Raw genomic sequence first — 17,954 nt, 5'->3', positions numbered from 1 at the left:
CCGCTGTTAGTTAGTATGTTAAATATATTGCCACTTTCGAACCGTGTCAAGCAAGTCATCTCCGTTGATATACAGACTGGTGAGAATCAGGGAAATAACAGTGGCCTTTCGCCTCACAGAATCTCTTCCCCAGGAAGAAATCTGTAGTTTGACTGCCTGGTTAGCCCTATCCTTCATCGAGAAACCAAACCAGACTGTGCCGACCGGCTTTTCTTCGGTTCCTCCTGAAGGTCCGGCTACCCCGCTGACAGAAAAACCAACATCGCTTTGGGAAACAGAACGAATTCCCTCTGCCATTTCCAATACGCATTCACTGCTCACGGCGCCAAAGGTTGCAAGGGTCTGCTCCTTGACTCCCAAGAGGGCCATTTTTGCCTCGTTGGCATAGGTGACTGCCCCACCCCAGAACCAAGAGGAACTACCTGCTTCATCAGTCAATAGCTTTGCTGCGTAGCCACCGGTGCAACTCTCGGCACAGCTGACAGTAAGATGGTTCTTTTTCAACACCCCGGTCAAAAGGTCCAGGGGCAAGACTTCCCCCGGCACCACCAGAGACGGGCCTACCAATCGCTGGAGCCGTTCGGCCATTGCATCTCTGGCTTCTTTGGAACTACCGACCAGATACAGGCTGATTTTCAAATCCTGAAAGCGAGTACCCCATTGGATGCCCTCCCCGGCGACACTCTTGCAGAGTTCTTCCAGCTTGGCCTCGGGTATCATGAAGGTTGAATATTCATCACGGGAGAAATCATCATGGCCTCTCAATTCTGCAAGCCAAGGCAATATCTGGTCGAAAAACATCGGATCCATTTCCCGGGGAGGCCCAGGCATGGCAGAACAGGCGACCAAACGGTCCCCCTTGGAGATAAAACCTTTGAAACCAGGTGCTGTACCGTTCGGATTAGGAACCGGTTCAAACCCCTGGGGAATCATAGTTTGCTGCTCATTTGCACCCCAGATTCGATCCCCAATCCGTTTATATAACGTTTCAAAGCATTCCTGGTCCCTTACAAGTGTTACTCCGGCAATGGAGGCAACAATACTCCGAGTCAGGTCATCACTGGTGGGGCCAAGCCCCCCGGTAAGCAAAATGACATCACAAGTATCGATGCAATCCCGGATGACTGCATCGATAGTCCCGTCATCAGGAACGAGAACCATCCGGTCAATCCTATATCCCAGTTGCGTTAACTGGGAGGCTATTACCTGACAATGCTTATCGGCAATGACCCCTCTGGTCAGTTCTGTACCGATTACAAATACCGAGACACTTTTATAGAGCATAATCAGTCCTTTTTTTTGCTTTTGATAATCGTGTAGCCTTTATAGGCCCCACCGCCAAGGAGCAAAACCAACGACAGATAGACTGCAAGGAAGGCAAACCAATCATCATACTTGGTATAGATTGTCATTCCCTGGGTTTCACCCAAATAGACGGGGACATCATAAATATGCCAGCCGACTTTGAAGGGTTCCATCGGATCTATGATTTTCCCTTTCGGGTCGATCAGGCAGGTCATTCCGCTGTTTGTTCCGCGGACGGTTGTCTTACGATTCTCAACAGACCTGAATACGGCCATGGCCAAGTGTTGCATCTCCGCCGACACCGCTTTTGACCAGCCGTCATTGGTCATATTGACAATGACATCGGCCCCGTTTCGTACAAACTTGGCACTCAACTCGGCAAAGACATCCTCAAAACAGATCGGGGTTGAAAAATTGACACCTTGGTCGGTTTTGAAAACCACTGGGTCATACCCAGTCTCCCACCAGTTATAGTCGTTTGCAAGCAATAAGTTGTACAGCCAAGGCAATTGCTTTTCATACGGGAAATGTTCCGTAAAGGGTACAAGGTGCTGTTTCCTGTAAGTATTTTTGATTTTTCCGTTTTCAAAGAAAATAACGGTATTGTAGTCTTTCCTGTTCCAGGACCCATCATCCGTAAGGGCAGGTTTCGTAGCATCATCGATCACACCTTCGGGATTACCCGTAAGCAGGGGTACCGGCAGTGATTTTCCGAAGTTGACGAACTCCTCTACCAAAGCGGAGGTTTCAGGGTCTGAAGGATATTTCTCATGCCAGGAGACTGAAGGGACAAAGGCAGTTTCAGACCAGATTATCATATCAGGGTCTTCCTGCAAGGCTTCAAGGCTCAGTTTCCTTAAGGTATTGAAATTCTGCTTATAGGTTGTATAACCGCCTTTCCAGGTATCGGCGCTGTGCTGTACGGTTGCAACACGCCAGATTCGGTCAGGTGTCTGGTTGTTCCAGTAATGTATGCTGGTGAAACCAAAAATTATTGAGGAAAGGACAAGCAGCCCATAGACAAAAACCGCAATACGGTTCAATCGCAGGTACTGTCGGAAGGGTACTGCCCTCTTATGGTAATAATCACAGAGCCAGTTCCCGATAAATGTCTGGGGAAGAATCATTAAAAAAGTAATTCCCCACACCCCGACAATTGATGCTATCTGTATCAAGGGGAGGTACCGATAGATTGCGTAACCGAGCGTCCCATAGGGATATCCGGCAAACCAATTCTGACTCAGGTACGTATACGCAACCCAAACCACAGCCTGGGCTAGATATCCATATTTCTTGAATAACGTATCTACCGCTTTGAGGCAAAGGAATGCCAGCAACAACTCAAAGCCCTTGATTATCGGTGCAATCAAGATTGCAAGCGGATGAAAGGTCTTCAGCCAATAGTTGAAGCAGATGTAGAAAATAAACCCGAAAAGGAACCCGTAAAGGGGGGTCAACTTCCAGGTAGTATTTCTTATGATGCCAAATACGGGAATCAGAGCAAAGAAAGCAATGAACCCGAATCCATTTTTTGTGGCGAAACCAGGGAAAGCAAATGAAAAAACCAAGGCCGCCGCCAATAAAATAAGAACCTCAGAACATACTGTCCTGAGGCTCCGTCTTTTTTGCAATTCAATCAAGAGAATTTCTCCTAAAGGACAAGAAACACTTAGTCATTGATTGGCTTGTTATCACGCAAGTCCCAGACATAATCCTTGAGCTCTTTTCCCGGACGGAAAATTGCAACTCCATGGGTTTCCACGGCAACAATTGCTCCAGTCTTTGGATTACGAGCTTTCTCGCGGCCCTTACGGGTTCTTACTTCAAACGTTCCGAAACCACGTAATTCGATTACTTGGTCATGCTTCAGTCCTTCTTTTACTTCTTCAAAGAACTCATCAATAATCATATGGATATCGGACCTATTAAGCCCATGCTTTTCATGAAGACTTTCAATTATAGCTGCTTTAGTCAACTTAGGTTCTGCCATGGTTTCTCCTTCAACACTTCTCTACAAAATACATGCTAATGCCGGCAATTCCAATGCCGGCAGATACTATCCAACAAGCTAATTTAGGCCTGAACTGCGGTCTGTTCCTTGTTCAGCTTATTGAACCGGGCATGCAGCCTTGCCTTTTTGCGGCTGGCAGTGTTGCTATGGATGATTCCCTTGCTTGCAGTGGAATCAAGCAATTTGAAGCTTAAATCCATTGCAGAAGCGGCAGCGTCCTTGTCACCGGCAACAATGGCAGCATCAAACTTTTTGATTGCAGTGCGCATAGTACTCTTTGCAGCACGGTTCCTCATTCTACGAACGCTATTTTGCCGCTCTCTTTTCTCAGCAGACTTGTTAATCACGTAACACCTCCAAACATATTACCTTGAATACGTATTTTCACTCTTGAATTATAGGTTCGTCGGTCATGGCCGACGGTCTAACAAAATATCACAGACTGTAAAATCGGTCAATACAATGCTTTATTTCAATTTGACAAAAATTCACTTGCATACTCGTCAGTTATCTCCCATCGGCTGTTTTCTTCACTGAAAAAAACCGCTTCACAGGGGATGGAAAGCATTCTTCCTTCCGATCCTGATAGCGATATCTTTTTTGAAAGAATGTTCACCTCTGTTACTTTCATCAAGTCATAACCTACTTTCAGCCGGCTTCCTTCTGCAGGATATTTCTGTTTTTCTTCCACATAGAAATCAAATTCATAGGAAAGGCAACACAGCAACCGTCCGCAGGGACCTGAGATTTTCATGGAATTGAGAGAAAGATTCTGCTCCTTTGCCATCTTTATTGAGACTGGATTCAATTTATCGGTAACGCTATGGCAGCAATAGTCCCTCCCGCAAACGGCAAGGCCACCGAGCACACGACTTTCATCACGGACTCCAATCTGGCGGAGTTCAATACGAATCCTGAACACCGAGACCAAATCTTTCACAAGTTCGCGGAAGTCGACCCTGACATCAGCGGTAAAGAAAAATATTATTTTTGGTTCCCCGAGCAAAAAATGTGCAGTCACAAGTTTCATGTCAAGCTTGTGCATACTAATCTTTTCCCTGCAAACCCTCATGGCCTCATCTTCCTTGGTGGAAAATTCCTGATATCGGGTCAAATCGGAAGGAGTTGCCAAGCGGTCTATCCAGACAGTATCCCCATTAAGGGAAACCATATCGACAGGAGGGTGGGCAGAACAACCAGGGCAAGAACTACAGGGGTCTTCATCAGGCTCTTCACTCCACACAGGGGAGTTATCCCCTGTAAGGATCACTTCCCCCTGTTCATCCAAGTCCCCTATTGCCACAAGGTCCTCATCGTCTGCGGGGGAACAACATCCCCCATGGAGACAAGCTCCCTGGATCTGGTCGTTTCCTTTTTCATATTCCCTGCCGATTTTATCAGCACTTGCGACGACAACACCTAGGTCCAACCCATATCTCGTAGGGGAAACCACCGACGTTCCCGGATACAAAACAGAGTCCCAGGCGCACACAGAAATCTCATTGGAACTGGGATTTTTTACTAAATATATATAGGCGGTAGAGGGCCTGTTCTGAGCAGGAGCACTTTCACACGCCCTTAAACGATCTTTCTTCATGCAAATCCTTTGCCCGCAAGGGACGAGCAATTCTGAGCTAAGCTTACGCTATCACGAGTAAACAAAATTGTCAAACCGTATTCAATAACATATAAGTAATTATCTCTGATTGAATTACGTTTGTTGACGATTGTAAATACCCATGATATATTTAGGTTATAAATCATACATGCAGGAATCGACCTCAAGGAGCTAGTATGCAACTGTTTGATACACACGCTCATCTAGGGTTGCTCCATAACCAAAAAATGGAACAACTAATGGCTGTCCAGCTTGCAAAACTCAAGTCGGTCAAACACATCGTCAGTATCTGCAACAGTCTTCCCGATTTCGAAAATACCTATACCAACCTGGAAAGCGCTTCGGATGTTTTCCATGCCGTAGGTGTTTCCCCAACCGAGGTTGCAAACCCAGGGAGAGACTGGGAAGAAAAAGTGATTGAGTTTGCCAATTTGCCCAGGGTCATCGCAATCGGGGAAACCGGTCTCGATTATTTCCATATGTTCGGAGGAAACAAATCCATCCAAATCGAATTATTCCTGAAACACCTGGACATAGCAAGGCACCTTGACTTGCCGGTAATCATCCATAACAGGGATGCGGGGGAAGACCTCTTGACCATCCTCAAGGAAAAACTCCCACCCAAGGGAGGAATTCTCCATTGTTTCGGGGAGAACTGGGATTTTGCACGCAAGGCCCTCGACCTGAACGTGACCTTTTCCTTTGCCGGGAATGTCACATTCAAAAATAGCCGGGCCATCCAAGAAGTTGCAAAGAAATTACCTGCCGACCGTTTTGTCATCGAGAGCGAAGCCCCCTTCATGACCCCCTATCCCTATAAAGGGGAAAGAAATAAACCTGCTTATATCATTGAAACTGCAATAACGCTCAGCGAAATCAGGGAAACCTACCTTGAAGAGCTTTGCGAAACCCTTTATGCTAACAGCCTGAGGGCTTTCTCCCTTCCAAAGGACGTATGAACGAGAACACCTATTATCACAGCATAAACTTGGGAAAGGTTTCTATCAAAGGAAATCTCTTCCTTGCCCCTATGGCCGGTTTTACCGATATCCCCTTTCGCTCTCTCTGCATCAAAGAGGGGGCTGACCTTACTTTCACGGAGATGGTAAGTGCCGAAGGCCTTTCGCGCGACGGGGAAAAAACCCTTGACCTGATGGCAAGGGCAGACAACGAGGAACAGTATGCGGTCCAATTGTTCATGGGGGCCCTCGACCCGATCAAGGAAGCCTTGGACCGCCTAAAGCCCTACAAACCCACCCTTATTGACATCAATTGCGGGTGTCCCGTTCCCAAGGTTACAAAAACAGGGGCAGGCTCCAGTATCATGAGAAGCCCCGAACTGATAACAAAGATGGTAGAGCTCATCGTCAGCAATACCGAGGTTCCTGTCTCTGTAAAATTCAGGACTGGCTGGGACTCCAATTCAGAGAATTTCTTGGCATTTGCACAGGCCGCACTCGACGGGGGCGCCTCCATGCTTACCTTGCATGCAAGGACGAAAGCCCAGGGATACGCACCCTTTGCCCATTGGGATAAGTTACGGGAATTGAAAGATTATTGTATTTCCCACCACTATGAAGTACCTGTAATCGGGTCGGGAGACCTATTTACTGCCACAGATGCAAAAAGGATGTTTGAGGAAACCGGTGTCGACGGGGTAATGTTTGCCCGCGGGGCAGTCGGAAACCCTTTCATCTTCTCCCAGACAAAACAGCTGCTCAGTGGCCGGGAAATCGAGCCGATTACCCTCGACAGAAAGATTGAAGCAATCATCACACACCTTGATTTGATGATTGCCCATTACGGGGAAAAAAGTGCCTGCATGCAGATGCGAAAACATACATGTTCCTATCTAAAGGGAATCGCCCATACAGGGCCTGTAAAACAAGCTGTGGTAAAAGCAGTTTCCCGTCAGGATTATATATGTGCACTCGAAATGCTCCATAGTACTTGTTGACCACTCAACCGGTAAAATGGTACGTTTACCATAGTAAATTTCACTAGAAGGAAATGCAATGAGAATACTAGTATTGGGCTCGGGCGCCAAGGACCATGCCATTGCATGGTGGTTCTCTCAGAGCCGTCTTATCGACGGTTTGTTCGTTGCTCCCGGGAACGTGGGAACAGAATCAATTGCAACCAATCTGTCAATCAATCCATCCTCGCCCCAAGAGGTGTACCAGGCCTGTCTGGAAAACATTATCGACTATGTGTTCATCGGTACGGAGGCACCTCTTTTTACCGGGGTGATCGACTACCTCAATGAGCGGGGAATCGATACCTTCGGAGCTCCCAGCCGGGCTTTGAAACTTGAAGGGGATAGAAACTTTTCAAGGACATTCACGGACAGACATAACATCCCCACCCCTACCCATCATGTTTTCGAGGCCGAGGAACCCCTCGCTGCCTATCTGAAACGACACACAGGAGAACGTTTTGTAGTCAAAAGCAATACCATTGCACCAAGCAGGGTAATGATTGATTCCTCAGATTATGATGCTCTCATGAATTTTGCAAAATCCCTGTTCCCTACCGGCTCAATAATGCTGAAAGAGCATCTGGGAGGACTTCCTGTCACCATTACACTCCTGCTCGATAACAACGGCTATCTGATGCTCCCTCCCTCCAGCGACTACATGAAAGCCGGAGAAGGCGGTCTTCCTACCGGTGGTATGGGTTCCATTTGTCCCGTTCCCTTGCAGGAGGAGGTTCTCAAATCCCTTGTCGAGACCATCATAGAACCTACCCTCTATGGCTTGAAAGTGGAAAGAATGGCCTATAAGGGTGTGTTGACCATCAGCGTAATCATCACAAAAAAAGGTCCGATTCTCGTCGATTACCATGTTCGCTTCAACGATCCCGCTGCCCAGGCCTTCGTGCCTCTGGTCCGGACTGACATCATTGACATTCTCAACGCAATGAAAAACGATACCCTCTCTGATCTCAAGCTGGAAGTGTCTACCAAGTCTTCGGTTGCCCTGGTAGTAGCCTCTGCAGGCTATCCTGAGAAACCTGTCGTAGGAAAGGAACTGGAACCCATTCCGGCTGCCTTGATGCTCAATGCTTTCCAAGGCGCCCCGTTCTATTTCTTTGGTGGAGTAAATGCCATGAATGGCAAATTGCTGACAACCGGAGGAAGATGCGTCACAGTTGTTGGAATCGGGAAAAACATCATGGATGCCAACAAGAATGCTTACAAAGGGGTAAAATTCATTTCTTTCCCTGGAAGCTGGTACCGTGCCGATATCGGTGATAGTTTCTTTGAGAACTGAGTGTTTATAAAAGGTGGGTTCAATCATGGGCAGCCTTTTTTTACCATATGCGACGGCTGCCTAAATGGGTAGCCGTTTTTTGTTTGGTTTTCCATACAACCTGGAGACCTGGGAAAAGGATGATTTTCCCAGGGCATAGGTGAAAACCAAGAACCTTGCAGACATATTACATCAGGGAGGCCTACATGGGAAAAAATCACTTGCACATCCTCTGGACAAATGACAATGTCCTTACCGCAGAGAATATGGTTATGCTCTATGCCATCAATGCAAAGAAAAAGAACTGGTGGGAGGAGGTAACCGTTATTATCTGGGGAGCAACTGCAAAGATTGCCGTGGAAGACGAGAAATTAAGAAGCTTGATACAGGATGGAATCGAAAGCGGGGTGCATTTCAGCGCCTGCAAGGCCTGTGCCGACAAGCTCGGTACGACAGACCAGCTCCTTGCAATGGGGGTGGAGGTACTCTATTGGGGAGAACCCCTTACAAAGCTCATTAAAGACGCACAGCCGCTTCTCACCATCTAGATACCTGAGATACAGCAACAGGCGCCTGACAATAGCTTCAGATTGCCAGTATACTTGCAAAGAAGAAAGGGGGCATTTCCATGGCAAAAAAGCTTGCTGCAATCGGAGGCTATGGCAATGAGGATTCAGACAATATCTTTGTCTACCAGATCGAAGACGAAAACCGATGGAAGCTTCTTGCATCTGCCAAGGCAGGGGTGAGGCCTTCCTATCTATGTTTCTCTGATACCAATCTGCTGTATGTAGTCAATGAGCAGAACTTGGCAATGCACCAAGGTGAAGGGTTGGTGAAAACCTATCTCCTTCCCTCCTTGCAGGAGATAGGAAGCATCCCTTCCGGTGGGGAAGACCCCTGTTTCCTTACCCTCGATCCCTCAAAGAAGTTCCTGCTCACGACAAACTACAGCAGTGGTACTGTTGCCATTTTTCCCCTATCGAAAGCAGGAATACCCTCTTTTGCCGTACAGACCCTCCAGTTCTTTGGTTTGCCAGGGCCAAACAAGGACAGACAGGCTTGGCCACACCCCCACAGCATCCTCTTCGATGAAGAGCGTTCCTGCTTCTACGTTGCCGATTTGGGGACCGACCGTCTGCACCAATATGCCTGGGAAGCGGACAAAACCGAACCAGCCAGGTTTATCAAAGATCTTCGCCTCCCCCTAGGCTCAGGGCCAAGGCTTATGCGGCTTTCCTCTGACAAAAAATTCCTGTACGTCGTCAATGAGCTGGCGAATTCGGTATCGAAGGTAAACCCAGACACCGGTGAAACTGCACTTGTCTGCACTACATTGCAACATGCGAACAGGGAGGCTACCGCTGCCCATTTGGAAGTACTGGGAGAAAGGGTCATTGTTTCCACCCGAGGGGAAGACAGTATCCTCGTACATACTGAAAACAACGACAGCTGGTATGACTGCAAAGGCAAGTGTCCAAGGTTTTTTGCCTTGGATGGGCACACTCTGTTCATTGCAAACCAGCTTTCCGATTGCATTGTCGCGTATACCCTCTCTGCAGACAATACACTTTCCCAAGGGCAGGTTGTCTGGGAAGGCCCCAGTCCTACCTGCCTTCAATTCAAAGTCGTCTGACAGTTGTAAGGCCCTACAGCGAGAGCCCAACACCAAAGCTGCATTGCAAGTCCTGGGTAAAATCGCTGTAGGTTTTGCTAGCCTTGGTATATGTCGACCGTACGATCCAGTCGAGTTGGGTATATACCTTTGCAGAAACCCGGGCACCAAAACCCTTGAGTTCATATTCTCCGTTGATTGTTGTCGTAACAGTAGTTGCTATCGTATCACCTATAAACATGGTCGAGCCATAATTGGCATAGCTGCTATCGATAGAGACATTCGTATACATGTCCATATTCCCATGCCAAAGAGCTGTAAAGGTTAATCCCACTGCACCATAGGAAGGTATCCGATAGGAATTGTCCCATTTGAACACCAAGGCATCCCCTCCATAGGGAAATCCGATATAATCGAACTTCTGGGTATACCAGTGGGAATTTTCCACGCCATCCAGCCCTGCATAGCGTCTGCCCATGAGAAAATCAATCCCGTCACGGCGGTACAGACACGGAAGGGTCATTGCCCCTTCGAAGGCCGTAGCATAGATCCCCTCTTTGAGTACCCTCGCATATTCAATGCCCAGAAGCGCTCCCCATGCTGTTGACTCATCATCATCTTCGTTGGGTGCGACTGCCTGGTCGAGGCTGAACTGCCCGTATAGGTTCAGACCTGGTGCCATTGTATAACTGGCTTCCAGATGGGCTATTGCGTTGAATTTTTCCCGCTCGTTGAGATTATGGTAGATGAAGGCGGGGTTGAGGAACCTAAGGTCCAATACATCATCCTTGTACATCACATTTTCACTTACTGCCAGGGTGAATGCATGGAACGGCTTGAACTCGAGCCGATGGGACATCATCATACGGAAAAAGTTCTCAGAGCTATAGGAAGTATCGAGAAACAGATTCACCGCTTCGTATTTAAAATATTCCGAAAAGACCGAGAAACGAGCGAATTCCTGGAAATCGACGTGGTTATCGTAGATAAAGTTCCCGATATGGGAATTTCCCCAGGACAGTTTATCCCTTCCGACTGTTACGTTCCAACGGTCACCCCCGACAGAAATGATGGCCCGCTTGGGCCATTGGAAGTCAAAATCGCGGCTCTTGGTGATGAAATTTGTCGAGAATGCATTTGTATACTGGGATAGCACAGAATCCCCGTCGACAATAACCAAACCTGATTCTGTAGTCAGCGAGCCTACCTGGGAATGTCCGCTTTCACTCAAGGTTTTGAGCTCATCGTAATACAGGGCGATGCCATACCCGTACTGCAGGTCGCAATACGTGTAGAAAAAATCTGACACGGCCATATCGAGGCGCAGCCTTTCCAGTGGTTTTCTCTGGACAAAGCCGTAGTTCCAATCCTCATGGGAGGTAAAACCCTGTGAAACGTCTGTATTGGTATGGGTATACAGTTCACCCCACAGGTCCAGGTTCACTCCTGCGGAAAAACCATCGGGAAAGGTCCATCGCAGTTCTTCGGCAAGGGTACTTGCAAGGGTATCGTACACTTTTTTGGCGACGCCATTCAGGTTTTTACCCTCGACAACGGAAAGAATGGCCCTTGTCTCGCCCTTCGTCCAGGGACGGGCATCGGAAGGGGTCCCGATTCCAAGAACCAGATACAGGTTGTCCATATCGGTATAAACTGCAGAGCCCAAGGGGATGACCTCTTGGGCTGTGACTGCAAAGATTCCACAGAGGGGCAGGAAAAGAAGAAAAACCAGACACAATACTCGTTTCATGAAAAAGCCCCTCCAGGGAAAGCCTACATAAAGAGCCAAATAATCATTTAATGCAACCGGTCCCTGGCCAACAGGGTCAAGGACCGATTCTTCTTAGCGTTTTCTAGATATGATAGGTAACGCCAAGCGTCAACTGCACATCACTGACAACAGTACCTGACACGTTGCCATAGTTACCGATATGGATGTAGTCGACCTGGCCAAAAGCCTTCAAACAAGGGGTAATTTCATACGATCCACTGACACCGACAACCAGCGTCTGGGAGACACTGTCACGGGTAGCTTGTGCGGTGGGGTCGTTGTAGTTTCCCGTAGGATGGTCGGTGGTAGGGGTGGAGATATCATAGGGAACACCAGAACTCCCCCCGACTCGGCTCCACATGGTATAGATGTCAAAGGTTCCGTGCAGCATGAAAAATCCGTTTGCCTCCACGTTCCACTTGCCATATTTTTTTACCCCGCCATTGAGGTTGAAAACCAAGGCATCGCCACCATACTCGTACCCGATGAACTCTGCATTGTACCGAGTACCGTCTTTATTGGTAAATTCCCTGATTGTGCCTACGAAATTCAAGCTATAGGCATCACCGGAGGTTGCTGAGGCATCGTTTTTAGTCTGGTATCGCAGATACAGGAACGGGTCGGTATAGGCAAACTCCAGAGAGGCATGTCCCATCAGATTGCCGATCGGGGCAACGGCCTTCACCCCGGCAAGGTAGCCGAAGGTGACCGGGTAATTAACTTCAGTGGCACTGGGAACTGGTTCTCCGGGAAGAGAGAACTCGTCGACCACAGCCTGGCCATAGAGGTTCACACCCTTGACAGGGGTGTAATCCAGTTCCAGACCCAGCAGGGAATTGGAATTGCTGCGGATATAATTGTCATGGAAGATCATGGCAGGATTGAGCACCCGAAGGTCAAGCAGGTTTTCCTCGCTCTGGTACATGATGCTCTCGGTAAGGGCAAGGCCTACCTTGTCAGAGAACATGCGCCACTCCAGGCGGTGTGCCATGAACATATTCAGGCCACTGAGAATATCCTCTTGCCCGTCTCCTACCACAGCTCCATCTCCACCTCCCAGATAGGAACTCGGGTGCGGGAAGAAGGACGTTACGAACGTATACTTATACTTTTCGCCAAAGGCCGTATAACGGGCCATGTTGTGGTATTTGAGGTTGTCACCCATCATGAGGTTCCCCGATTCGCCAGCGCCCCAGCTCATGCGATCACGGCCAAGTTGGAAAGTCCACCCATCCCCGCCCATGGCAACAAAGGCCCGGTAGGGAATATTGAAATCGAGATCCATGAGAGTGGCAGGGGAGAGGATTATCAGATTGGTGCTGAAAGGAATCGAACCAAAGGCGTTTTCCAGTGTATAGGTATTGCCGATTGATAATTCGGAATAGCCATAGAAGGATTCGGAAGGCCAGGTCTCAAGGCCAACGGACAGCAGGGGTTTCTGACTGATATACCCCCTGTTCCAGTTTTCCCTACCGGTAAACTCAGTGGTGTTTGTATGGGTGTAGGTTTCCAGATTAGCGTCAAAGTTCCAGGATAATCCCATCCCCTTTGTCTGCATCTTTGGCTGTACATCCAACTGGCTGGCAATGTAGTCATACGTTGCTTTTGTTGCACCGTTCAATCTACCGGTATCTACCTTCTCCAGCATCATGAGCAACTCTGCTTCACTATAGGGCCCCGTCGTTGAAGGAAGGGACAAACCCTGGATTACGTACAAAGAGGCAATAGCCTCATAGACATCGCTATCCAGACTGAATATTTTCTGTTTGTTGGCATAAGGGGCTGCAAACACAACAGAGCTGACTAACACTGTAATCAAGACACTAAAAAGAAACCGCCTAATCTTCATCAAAGACCTCCAAAAACGTACATATAGTACAAAATCTATTCCTATTTCACAAATATATGACCCTCTACACTATAACCTTGTTTGGCTTTTAACGATATTTTTTTTACTTTCACGGCATATTTTTTTTGCCAGACAATAGAGAAAGCACCCTTTCAGGTGCTTTCCAGGCTTATATGCTCTTTTATTTTACAGTGACACCAAGGCCGAAAGGTCATCAGTGACAATTTCAATTTCCTCCGGAGCTGGCGCTACGGCAATCGTCGGCAACTCATACCGCGTCAACCAGAGGCTCTGGGGAGCATCAGGATTGGCTACAAGCGTCGGAATCGAGATAATGCTCATATCTTCACCTACCGGTACCTTGAACTTCCTGGTGAACGAAATTTCATTCCAGTCGGAATCGGTATAGGTTATGGTAATCCTATGGCTCTGTCTTGTTACGACTGCCTTATCCCTGTCTCTGGCAGCAAGCTCCAGTTCTTCCAGGTTATCAACCTGGACCTCTACAATCTGCAGGGCCATGAGTTCCTGTCCACCAACGGTAACTGTCTTGTTATCGAGAAGGATGGTGTGTTGTCTGCCCACAAAATACATGAGCACACCAAACAGAAGAACAAGCACCACGGCAACGGTCCGGATGAGAAACCGTCTGTCAAATTTCACTTTCATTAGTCTTCCCCCTGTTCAGCTGCAAGCACCTGGCCTGCAATACCCAGGTCCCGTTTCTTCCTTACCTCATACAGGACCAACGACACAGTAATGACGCCGTACGAGACAAAGACCCTGAAGTATTCCCCAAGCTGGGCTTGACCGATCAGATTCTTTCCTGCCATAGGGGAAACAATAAACATCAGATGGAAAAGGATGACACCTAAAAACACATTTCGGATATTTGCTTTGCTTACAGAAGCTCCACCGACCAATAGGGCGGCAACACTGAACATACCAATCTGGGAATGGCTATTATAAGTATTGAGCGTCCCGATATTCTGCAGGTAAATGATCATTCCGTACCCGGCAAATACCGTTGACATCACAATGGAAACAATGCGGGTATGTTCGACCCTGATACCTGCGGCACGTGCCACTTCCATATCCTGACCGACGGCCCTCATATCCTGACCCAGTTTGGTCTTTTTGAACCAGAGGACAAAGAGACAAAGAAGCGTAATGATAACGATAGTGGCCAAGGGAATGGGAATACCGAAAATCTTTACAGTCACCAGGTTGTCAAGCGTCTTTCGTATGCCTATCAGGTTTACCGTATTACGGATACCATAGCCACGCGGAAGGATAAGGGCTGCCGAACGGATAGGGATTACCTTCCCCATCCCGTATAGGACTATCAGCTGATAGATACCATTCATAAAGAAGCCGATGATATAACTGGTAACCATTTCCCGGCCTTTCGCCATGTTGAGGATTTTACCACACCAAAGTCCGAGCAGAATGGAAATCGGTGTCGAGATGATCATTGCCAGAAGTATGCCTGGGATACCCACGACACCCCAGTCACTGATAAAAATCAGGCCGATCTGGCCAGCCATGGCCCCAAGGGTCATACCGAAATTCAATCCCATACCTGCAAGGATAGGAATCAACAGGCTTACGATCAAAAAGGAGTTACGCGCTATTCGCACGACAATTTCACTGATCAGATAATTCGGGGAATATCCGCTGAGTGGAATTCCAAATGCACATATTATCAAAAACAAGACAGGAACGGTATTATTTCCCAAAAACCTCACCAGTTTCTGGGTGTTTGTTCTCTGGAGCTTCATCGGATAGCCTCCGTTTTTCTCGTCAAGGCGTACAGGATCATGCCGTTGGAAACGACAATTCTGATAACCTCAGACATATCAGTGTGAATCATGGAGTTCATGACCGAGGGGGTCATTGTGAGAATTCCCTGGAACAGGAATGTACCGACAATGACATTGGTAATAGAAGCCTTATTTACCGAAGCACCACCTATAAGGATGGCAGAAACCGCCGGTAAGGCCATGTAGAAAGGTCCCATATAAAGCTGAATAAAACCAAAACTCTGCTGGTACACCAAGATACCCATGGCACCGAGCCATGTAGACATAACGACACTCAAAGAGCGCACCTTATCGACATTGATACCGCTTGCCCTGGCAAAAACAGGGTTCGACCCTACGGCAGTCATTGCAGTTCCTGTCTTCGTATGTAAAAAAGCCCACATAAGGAAAGCAAGGATAGCAAAGAATAAAATCATACCCGTGGGAATCGACAGGTGATCGTTAATCTTGATTGCAAGGAAATCATTGAGAACATGCAGGTAATACCCTTCGGTAGAAATTGTCGTTCTCAACCCAGACCCGCTGAAGCCCCAGACCATGGTAGGGTTGCTATAGGGAAGCAAGAGCCACATGATACACATGAAGGCAACCGAAGAGAAACCTACATAGGTTGCAATCATCATCTCCCCACCCTTTACACGGTTGAGAAGCCTTCCATAAGCCTCTCCCAGGATAAGGGCAAATGGCGTTGCAAATACCATTGCCATAAGAAAGGAGGTGAATCCAGTATAGCCTAACTGCATTGAGATCGTACCACCCAAAAGGCCGGCGATAATCCCCAGAGGTAGACCGAAATTCAAACCGCAGCCACTATGGATCATGGGAACCATAGCCAAAACCATGACACAGTTCATACCAAATCTATTGAGGGTATCAGAAAGACTTGTGCTGATTTTTACCCCTACAAAGGGGGCTAGGATAAAGAGCAACAAGAGAAACAGCCCAATTATGATTCGAGGTAATCCAAATGATTTTACTGCTGATTTAACAGAGGAAAACATTGATTCTTTACTCATACAGTACCTCCGGTGATTTTTTCACTTTTCTGCCCGACCATCAAGAGGCCGAATTCGGCACTGTCCGTAGTAGCAGGAAGGATTCCGTTTACCTTCCCATCGGAGATAATGGCTATGCGGTCACAGATTGTCCTCAGTTCTTCCAGCTCGGAAGAAATCATGACAATCGTCGTACCCTGTTCTTCATTGTATTTCCTCAGGGCTTTCAGCACCAAGGATTTCGCCCCGATGTCTATGCCCCTTGTCGGTTCAGAGACAAATAACAGTTTAGGAGCAACGGCAAAGGCTTTTGCAAGACAGATTTTCTGCTGGTTTCCACCAGACAGTTCCTTGGCTTTCTGTTTTGTACTGGTACAACGTATCTCCAGCTGTCGGACATACCCTTCGGTAGCATCCTGTATCTCCTGTTGGCTTCGCCATTTTACAAAGCCAAGATACTTTTTCAGGAATTTCTCCTGGACTTGCATAGCAGTAAACGAAACGTTCCACTCAAGTGTCTCATCAAGCAACAAGCCTACACCCCGGCGATCTTCACTTACGAAAGCCATTCCTGCATCCAGGAAGCTCCGTGGGGCGTTCAAGGGAATTTCCGTTCCTTCGAAAACCACTTTTCCCCCGGAATGAAAGAGACCCATGGTTCCATTGGGAATACCCAGTTTGCCTTGGCCTGCCATTCCCCCTATCCCGATAATCTCTCCCTTGTAAATGTCCAGGGAAACATCTCTCACGACCTCTCCCGGCATATCAACCCAGAGGTTCTGTATGGAAAGAATCTTATCTTTTCCCTCATATGCAAAGATACGGTGCTGGCCTGCGGCGGTATTGACTTCACGTCCCACCATCCATCTGGCGATATCAGAAATTACAACCCCTTTCGAAGGCTCAGTCTTAATTATCTTGCCATCACGCATAACCATGATGGTATCACACACATCAATGATTTCCTGTAGTCGATGGCTTATAAAGATAATTGCAATTCCCGCTTCGGAAAGCAACCGCATAGCCTTCAGAAGGCTATCGGCCTCCTGCTCGGAGAGAACTGCGGTAGGTTCATCAAGGACAAGCAGCTTAATTTCACCGGTATGGCCTGAGGATTCCTTACTGAGTTCCCGGGCGATCTCTGTGAATTGCTTATGGCCGACAGGCATCTGAGATACAAGCATCTCAGAGTCGAGGGTAACACCAAGTCGACTGATAGCCTTTTTGGAGATTCCCTCCATTTTTTCCCGGTCCAGCGTGTTCATCCGTTCACCAAACAATTCCGAGAATACATTATATTTGAGGGGTTCCCTGTTCAATAAAATATTTTCAGTGGCAGTGAAGTCGGGCAAAAGGGAAAACTCTTGGTGAACCATCCCAATACCAGCTGCCAATGCATCAATAGGCGTCTTAAAAACAACTTTCTCACCAGAAAGTAAAACATCACCACCAAACCCTCCGGTCTGATGGATTTCATCCATTCCAAAGAGAATTTTCATCAAGGTCGACTTTCCGGCACCATTTTCCCCAACAAGCCCCAGGATTTCACCCTTCTTGAGGGTGAAGTTGATATCACTCAATACCTGGTTTCCGAAAAAGTCCTTGCTGATATGTCGCATCTCTAGCAACGGAATTTCTTTTTCATTCATTTTACAATTCCTTTCATTCTTGGCTGTGAGCCTTTCGTCCCTGAACGAAACGGTCCCAACCAAGCCA

At 47.6% G+C, this 17,954-nt stretch carries 16 protein-coding genes; 5 read left to right on the top strand and 11 right to left on the bottom strand.

The genetic code is table 11. The features are described from left to right. Positions 1-18: 18 nt before the first annotated feature. The 5 genes from SPIGRAPES_RS10905 to SPIGRAPES_RS17460 all read right to left on the bottom strand — a co-directional run bounded on the left by SPIGRAPES_RS10905 (position 19) and on the right by SPIGRAPES_RS17460 (position 4,913). The gene (locus SPIGRAPES_RS10905) at positions 19-1,284 is read right to left on the bottom strand and encodes a nicotinamide-nucleotide amidohydrolase family protein (protein ID WP_014270806.1); all 1,266 of its coding nucleotides are present in this window, start codon (positions 1,282-1,284) and stop codon (positions 19-21) included. Positions 1,285-1,286: 2 nt separating this feature from the next. After that, a complete protein-coding gene (gene lnt, locus SPIGRAPES_RS10900; protein WP_014270805.1) occupies positions 1,287-2,945 on the bottom strand; it encodes an apolipoprotein N-acyltransferase in 1,659 nt (552 codons plus the stop codon). A 29-nt stretch (positions 2,946-2,974) separates the two neighbouring features. Continuing rightward, the gene (locus tag SPIGRAPES_RS10895) at positions 2,975-3,295 is read right to left on the bottom strand and encodes an HU family DNA-binding protein (protein ID WP_014270804.1); all 321 of its coding nucleotides are present in this window, start codon (positions 3,293-3,295) and stop codon (positions 2,975-2,977) included. A gap of 83 nt (positions 3,296-3,378) precedes the next feature. Continuing rightward, positions 3,379-3,663 (bottom strand): 30S ribosomal protein S20, encoded by a 285-nt coding sequence (rpsT, locus tag SPIGRAPES_RS10890; RefSeq protein WP_014270803.1) that lies wholly within the window; start codon positions 3,661-3,663, stop codon positions 3,379-3,381. A gap of 125 nt (positions 3,664-3,788) precedes the next feature. Next, positions 3,789-4,913, bottom strand: coding sequence for a PSP1 domain-containing protein (locus SPIGRAPES_RS17460; protein ID WP_014270802.1), 1,125 nt, complete (start codon positions 4,911-4,913; stop codon positions 3,789-3,791). Positions 4,914-5,110: 197 nt separating this feature from the next. Here SPIGRAPES_RS17460 and SPIGRAPES_RS10880 point away from each other — a divergent pair, with 197 nt between their 5' ends. The 5 genes from SPIGRAPES_RS10880 (at position 5,111) to SPIGRAPES_RS10860 (ending at position 9,821) form a co-directional block, all read left to right on the top strand. Next, positions 5,111-5,893 carry a TatD family hydrolase gene (locus SPIGRAPES_RS10880; RefSeq protein ID WP_014270801.1) on the top strand — a complete coding sequence of 261 codons (783 nt, stop codon included), beginning with the start codon at positions 5,111-5,113 and terminating at the stop codon, positions 5,891-5,893. Further along, positions 5,890-6,891: a tRNA dihydrouridine synthase DusB gene (gene dusB, locus SPIGRAPES_RS10875; protein WP_014270800.1), complete on the top strand. Its 1,002-nt coding sequence runs from the start codon at positions 5,890-5,892 to the stop codon at positions 6,889-6,891. The genes SPIGRAPES_RS10880 and dusB overlap by 4 nt, the downstream gene beginning before the upstream one ends. A 58-nt stretch (positions 6,892-6,949) precedes the next feature. Next, positions 6,950-8,206: a phosphoribosylamine--glycine ligase gene (gene purD / locus SPIGRAPES_RS10870; RefSeq protein WP_014270799.1), complete on the top strand. Its 1,257-nt coding sequence runs from the start codon at positions 6,950-6,952 to the stop codon at positions 8,204-8,206. Positions 8,207-8,391: 185 nt separating this feature from the next. Then, a complete protein-coding gene (locus SPIGRAPES_RS10865; protein WP_014270798.1) occupies positions 8,392-8,733 on the top strand; it encodes a DsrE family protein in 342 nt (113 codons plus the stop codon). 80 nt (positions 8,734-8,813) lie between these two features. Beyond that, positions 8,814-9,821 (top strand): lactonase family protein, encoded by a 1,008-nt coding sequence (locus SPIGRAPES_RS10860; protein ID WP_014270797.1) that lies wholly within the window; start codon positions 8,814-8,816, stop codon positions 9,819-9,821. A 13-nt stretch (positions 9,822-9,834) separates the two neighbouring features. Here the strand turns inward: SPIGRAPES_RS10860 and SPIGRAPES_RS10855 are convergent, their stop codons facing one another. The 6 genes from SPIGRAPES_RS10855 to SPIGRAPES_RS10830 form a co-directional block, all read right to left on the bottom strand. After that, positions 9,835-11,550, bottom strand: a complete 1,716-nt coding sequence (locus tag SPIGRAPES_RS10855; protein WP_014270796.1) for a capsule assembly Wzi family protein — start codon at positions 11,548-11,550, stop codon at positions 9,835-9,837. Between the two features lie 103 nt (positions 11,551-11,653). Beyond that, on the bottom strand, positions 11,654-13,420 hold the full coding sequence (locus SPIGRAPES_RS10850) for a hypothetical protein (RefSeq protein WP_014270795.1): 1,767 nt from the start codon (positions 13,418-13,420) through the stop codon (positions 11,654-11,656). Positions 13,421-13,606: 186 nt separating this feature from the next. Next, positions 13,607-14,089, bottom strand: a complete 483-nt coding sequence (locus SPIGRAPES_RS10845) for a DUF6672 family protein (protein ID WP_014270794.1) — start codon at positions 14,087-14,089, stop codon at positions 13,607-13,609. Then, positions 14,089-15,201 (bottom strand): ABC transporter permease, encoded by a 1,113-nt coding sequence (locus tag SPIGRAPES_RS10840; RefSeq protein WP_014270793.1) that lies wholly within the window; start codon positions 15,199-15,201, stop codon positions 14,089-14,091. The genes SPIGRAPES_RS10845 and SPIGRAPES_RS10840 overlap by 1 nt, the downstream gene beginning before the upstream one ends. Beyond that, complete coding sequence (locus tag SPIGRAPES_RS10835) at positions 15,198-16,259, bottom strand: ABC transporter permease (RefSeq protein ID WP_014270792.1); 1,062 nt, start codon at positions 16,257-16,259, stop codon at positions 15,198-15,200. The genes SPIGRAPES_RS10840 and SPIGRAPES_RS10835 overlap by 4 nt, the downstream gene beginning before the upstream one ends. Beyond that, the gene (locus tag SPIGRAPES_RS10830) at positions 16,256-17,887 is read right to left on the bottom strand and encodes a sugar ABC transporter ATP-binding protein (protein WP_014270791.1); all 1,632 of its coding nucleotides are present in this window, start codon (positions 17,885-17,887) and stop codon (positions 16,256-16,258) included. The genes SPIGRAPES_RS10835 and SPIGRAPES_RS10830 overlap by 4 nt, the downstream gene beginning before the upstream one ends. Positions 17,888-17,954: the final 67 nt, after the last annotated feature.

Origin of the sequence: Sphaerochaeta pleomorpha str. Grapes, assembly GCF_000236685.1 — a bacterium.
Classification (GTDB): domain Bacteria; phylum Spirochaetota; class Spirochaetia; order Sphaerochaetales; family Sphaerochaetaceae; genus Sphaerochaeta; species Sphaerochaeta pleomorpha.
The sequence above is the reverse complement of the archived record's forward strand: the minus strand, read 5'-3'. Positions and strand labels throughout refer to the sequence as shown.

Coding starts and splice junctions, on each gene's coding strand:
- SPIGRAPES_RS10850 (WP_014270795.1), bottom strand. CDS start 13,420: ATGAAGATTAGGCGGTTTCTTTTTAGTGTCTTGATTACAGTGTTAGTC.
- SPIGRAPES_RS10830 (WP_014270791.1), bottom strand. CDS start 17,887: ATGAATGAAAAAGAAATTCCGTTGCTAGAGATGCGACATATCAGCAAG.
- SPIGRAPES_RS10860 (WP_014270797.1), top strand. CDS start 8,814: ATGGCAAAAAAGCTTGCTGCAATCGGAGGCTATGGCAATGAGGATTCA.
- purD (WP_014270799.1), top strand. CDS start 6,950: ATGAGAATACTAGTATTGGGCTCGGGCGCCAAGGACCATGCCATTGCA.
- SPIGRAPES_RS10905 (WP_014270806.1), bottom strand. CDS start 1,284: ATGCTCTATAAAAGTGTCTCGGTATTTGTAATCGGTACAGAACTGACC.
- SPIGRAPES_RS10855 (WP_014270796.1), bottom strand. CDS start 11,550: ATGAAACGAGTATTGTGTCTGGTTTTTCTTCTTTTCCTGCCCCTCTGT.
- dusB (WP_014270800.1), top strand. CDS start 5,890: ATGAACGAGAACACCTATTATCACAGCATAAACTTGGGAAAGGTTTCT.
- SPIGRAPES_RS10895 (WP_014270804.1), bottom strand. CDS start 3,295: ATGGCAGAACCTAAGTTGACTAAAGCAGCTATAATTGAAAGTCTTCAT.
- SPIGRAPES_RS10845 (WP_014270794.1), bottom strand. CDS start 14,089: ATGAAAGTGAAATTTGACAGACGGTTTCTCATCCGGACCGTTGCCGTG.
- SPIGRAPES_RS10840 (WP_014270793.1), bottom strand. CDS start 15,201: ATGAAGCTCCAGAGAACAAACACCCAGAAACTGGTGAGGTTTTTGGGA.
- SPIGRAPES_RS10835 (WP_014270792.1), bottom strand. CDS start 16,259: ATGAGTAAAGAATCAATGTTTTCCTCTGTTAAATCAGCAGTAAAATCA.
- SPIGRAPES_RS17460 (WP_014270802.1), bottom strand. CDS start 4,913: ATGAAGAAAGATCGTTTAAGGGCGTGTGAAAGTGCTCCTGCTCAGAAC.
- SPIGRAPES_RS10865 (WP_014270798.1), top strand. CDS start 8,392: ATGGGAAAAAATCACTTGCACATCCTCTGGACAAATGACAATGTCCTT.
- SPIGRAPES_RS10880 (WP_014270801.1), top strand. CDS start 5,111: ATGCAACTGTTTGATACACACGCTCATCTAGGGTTGCTCCATAACCAA.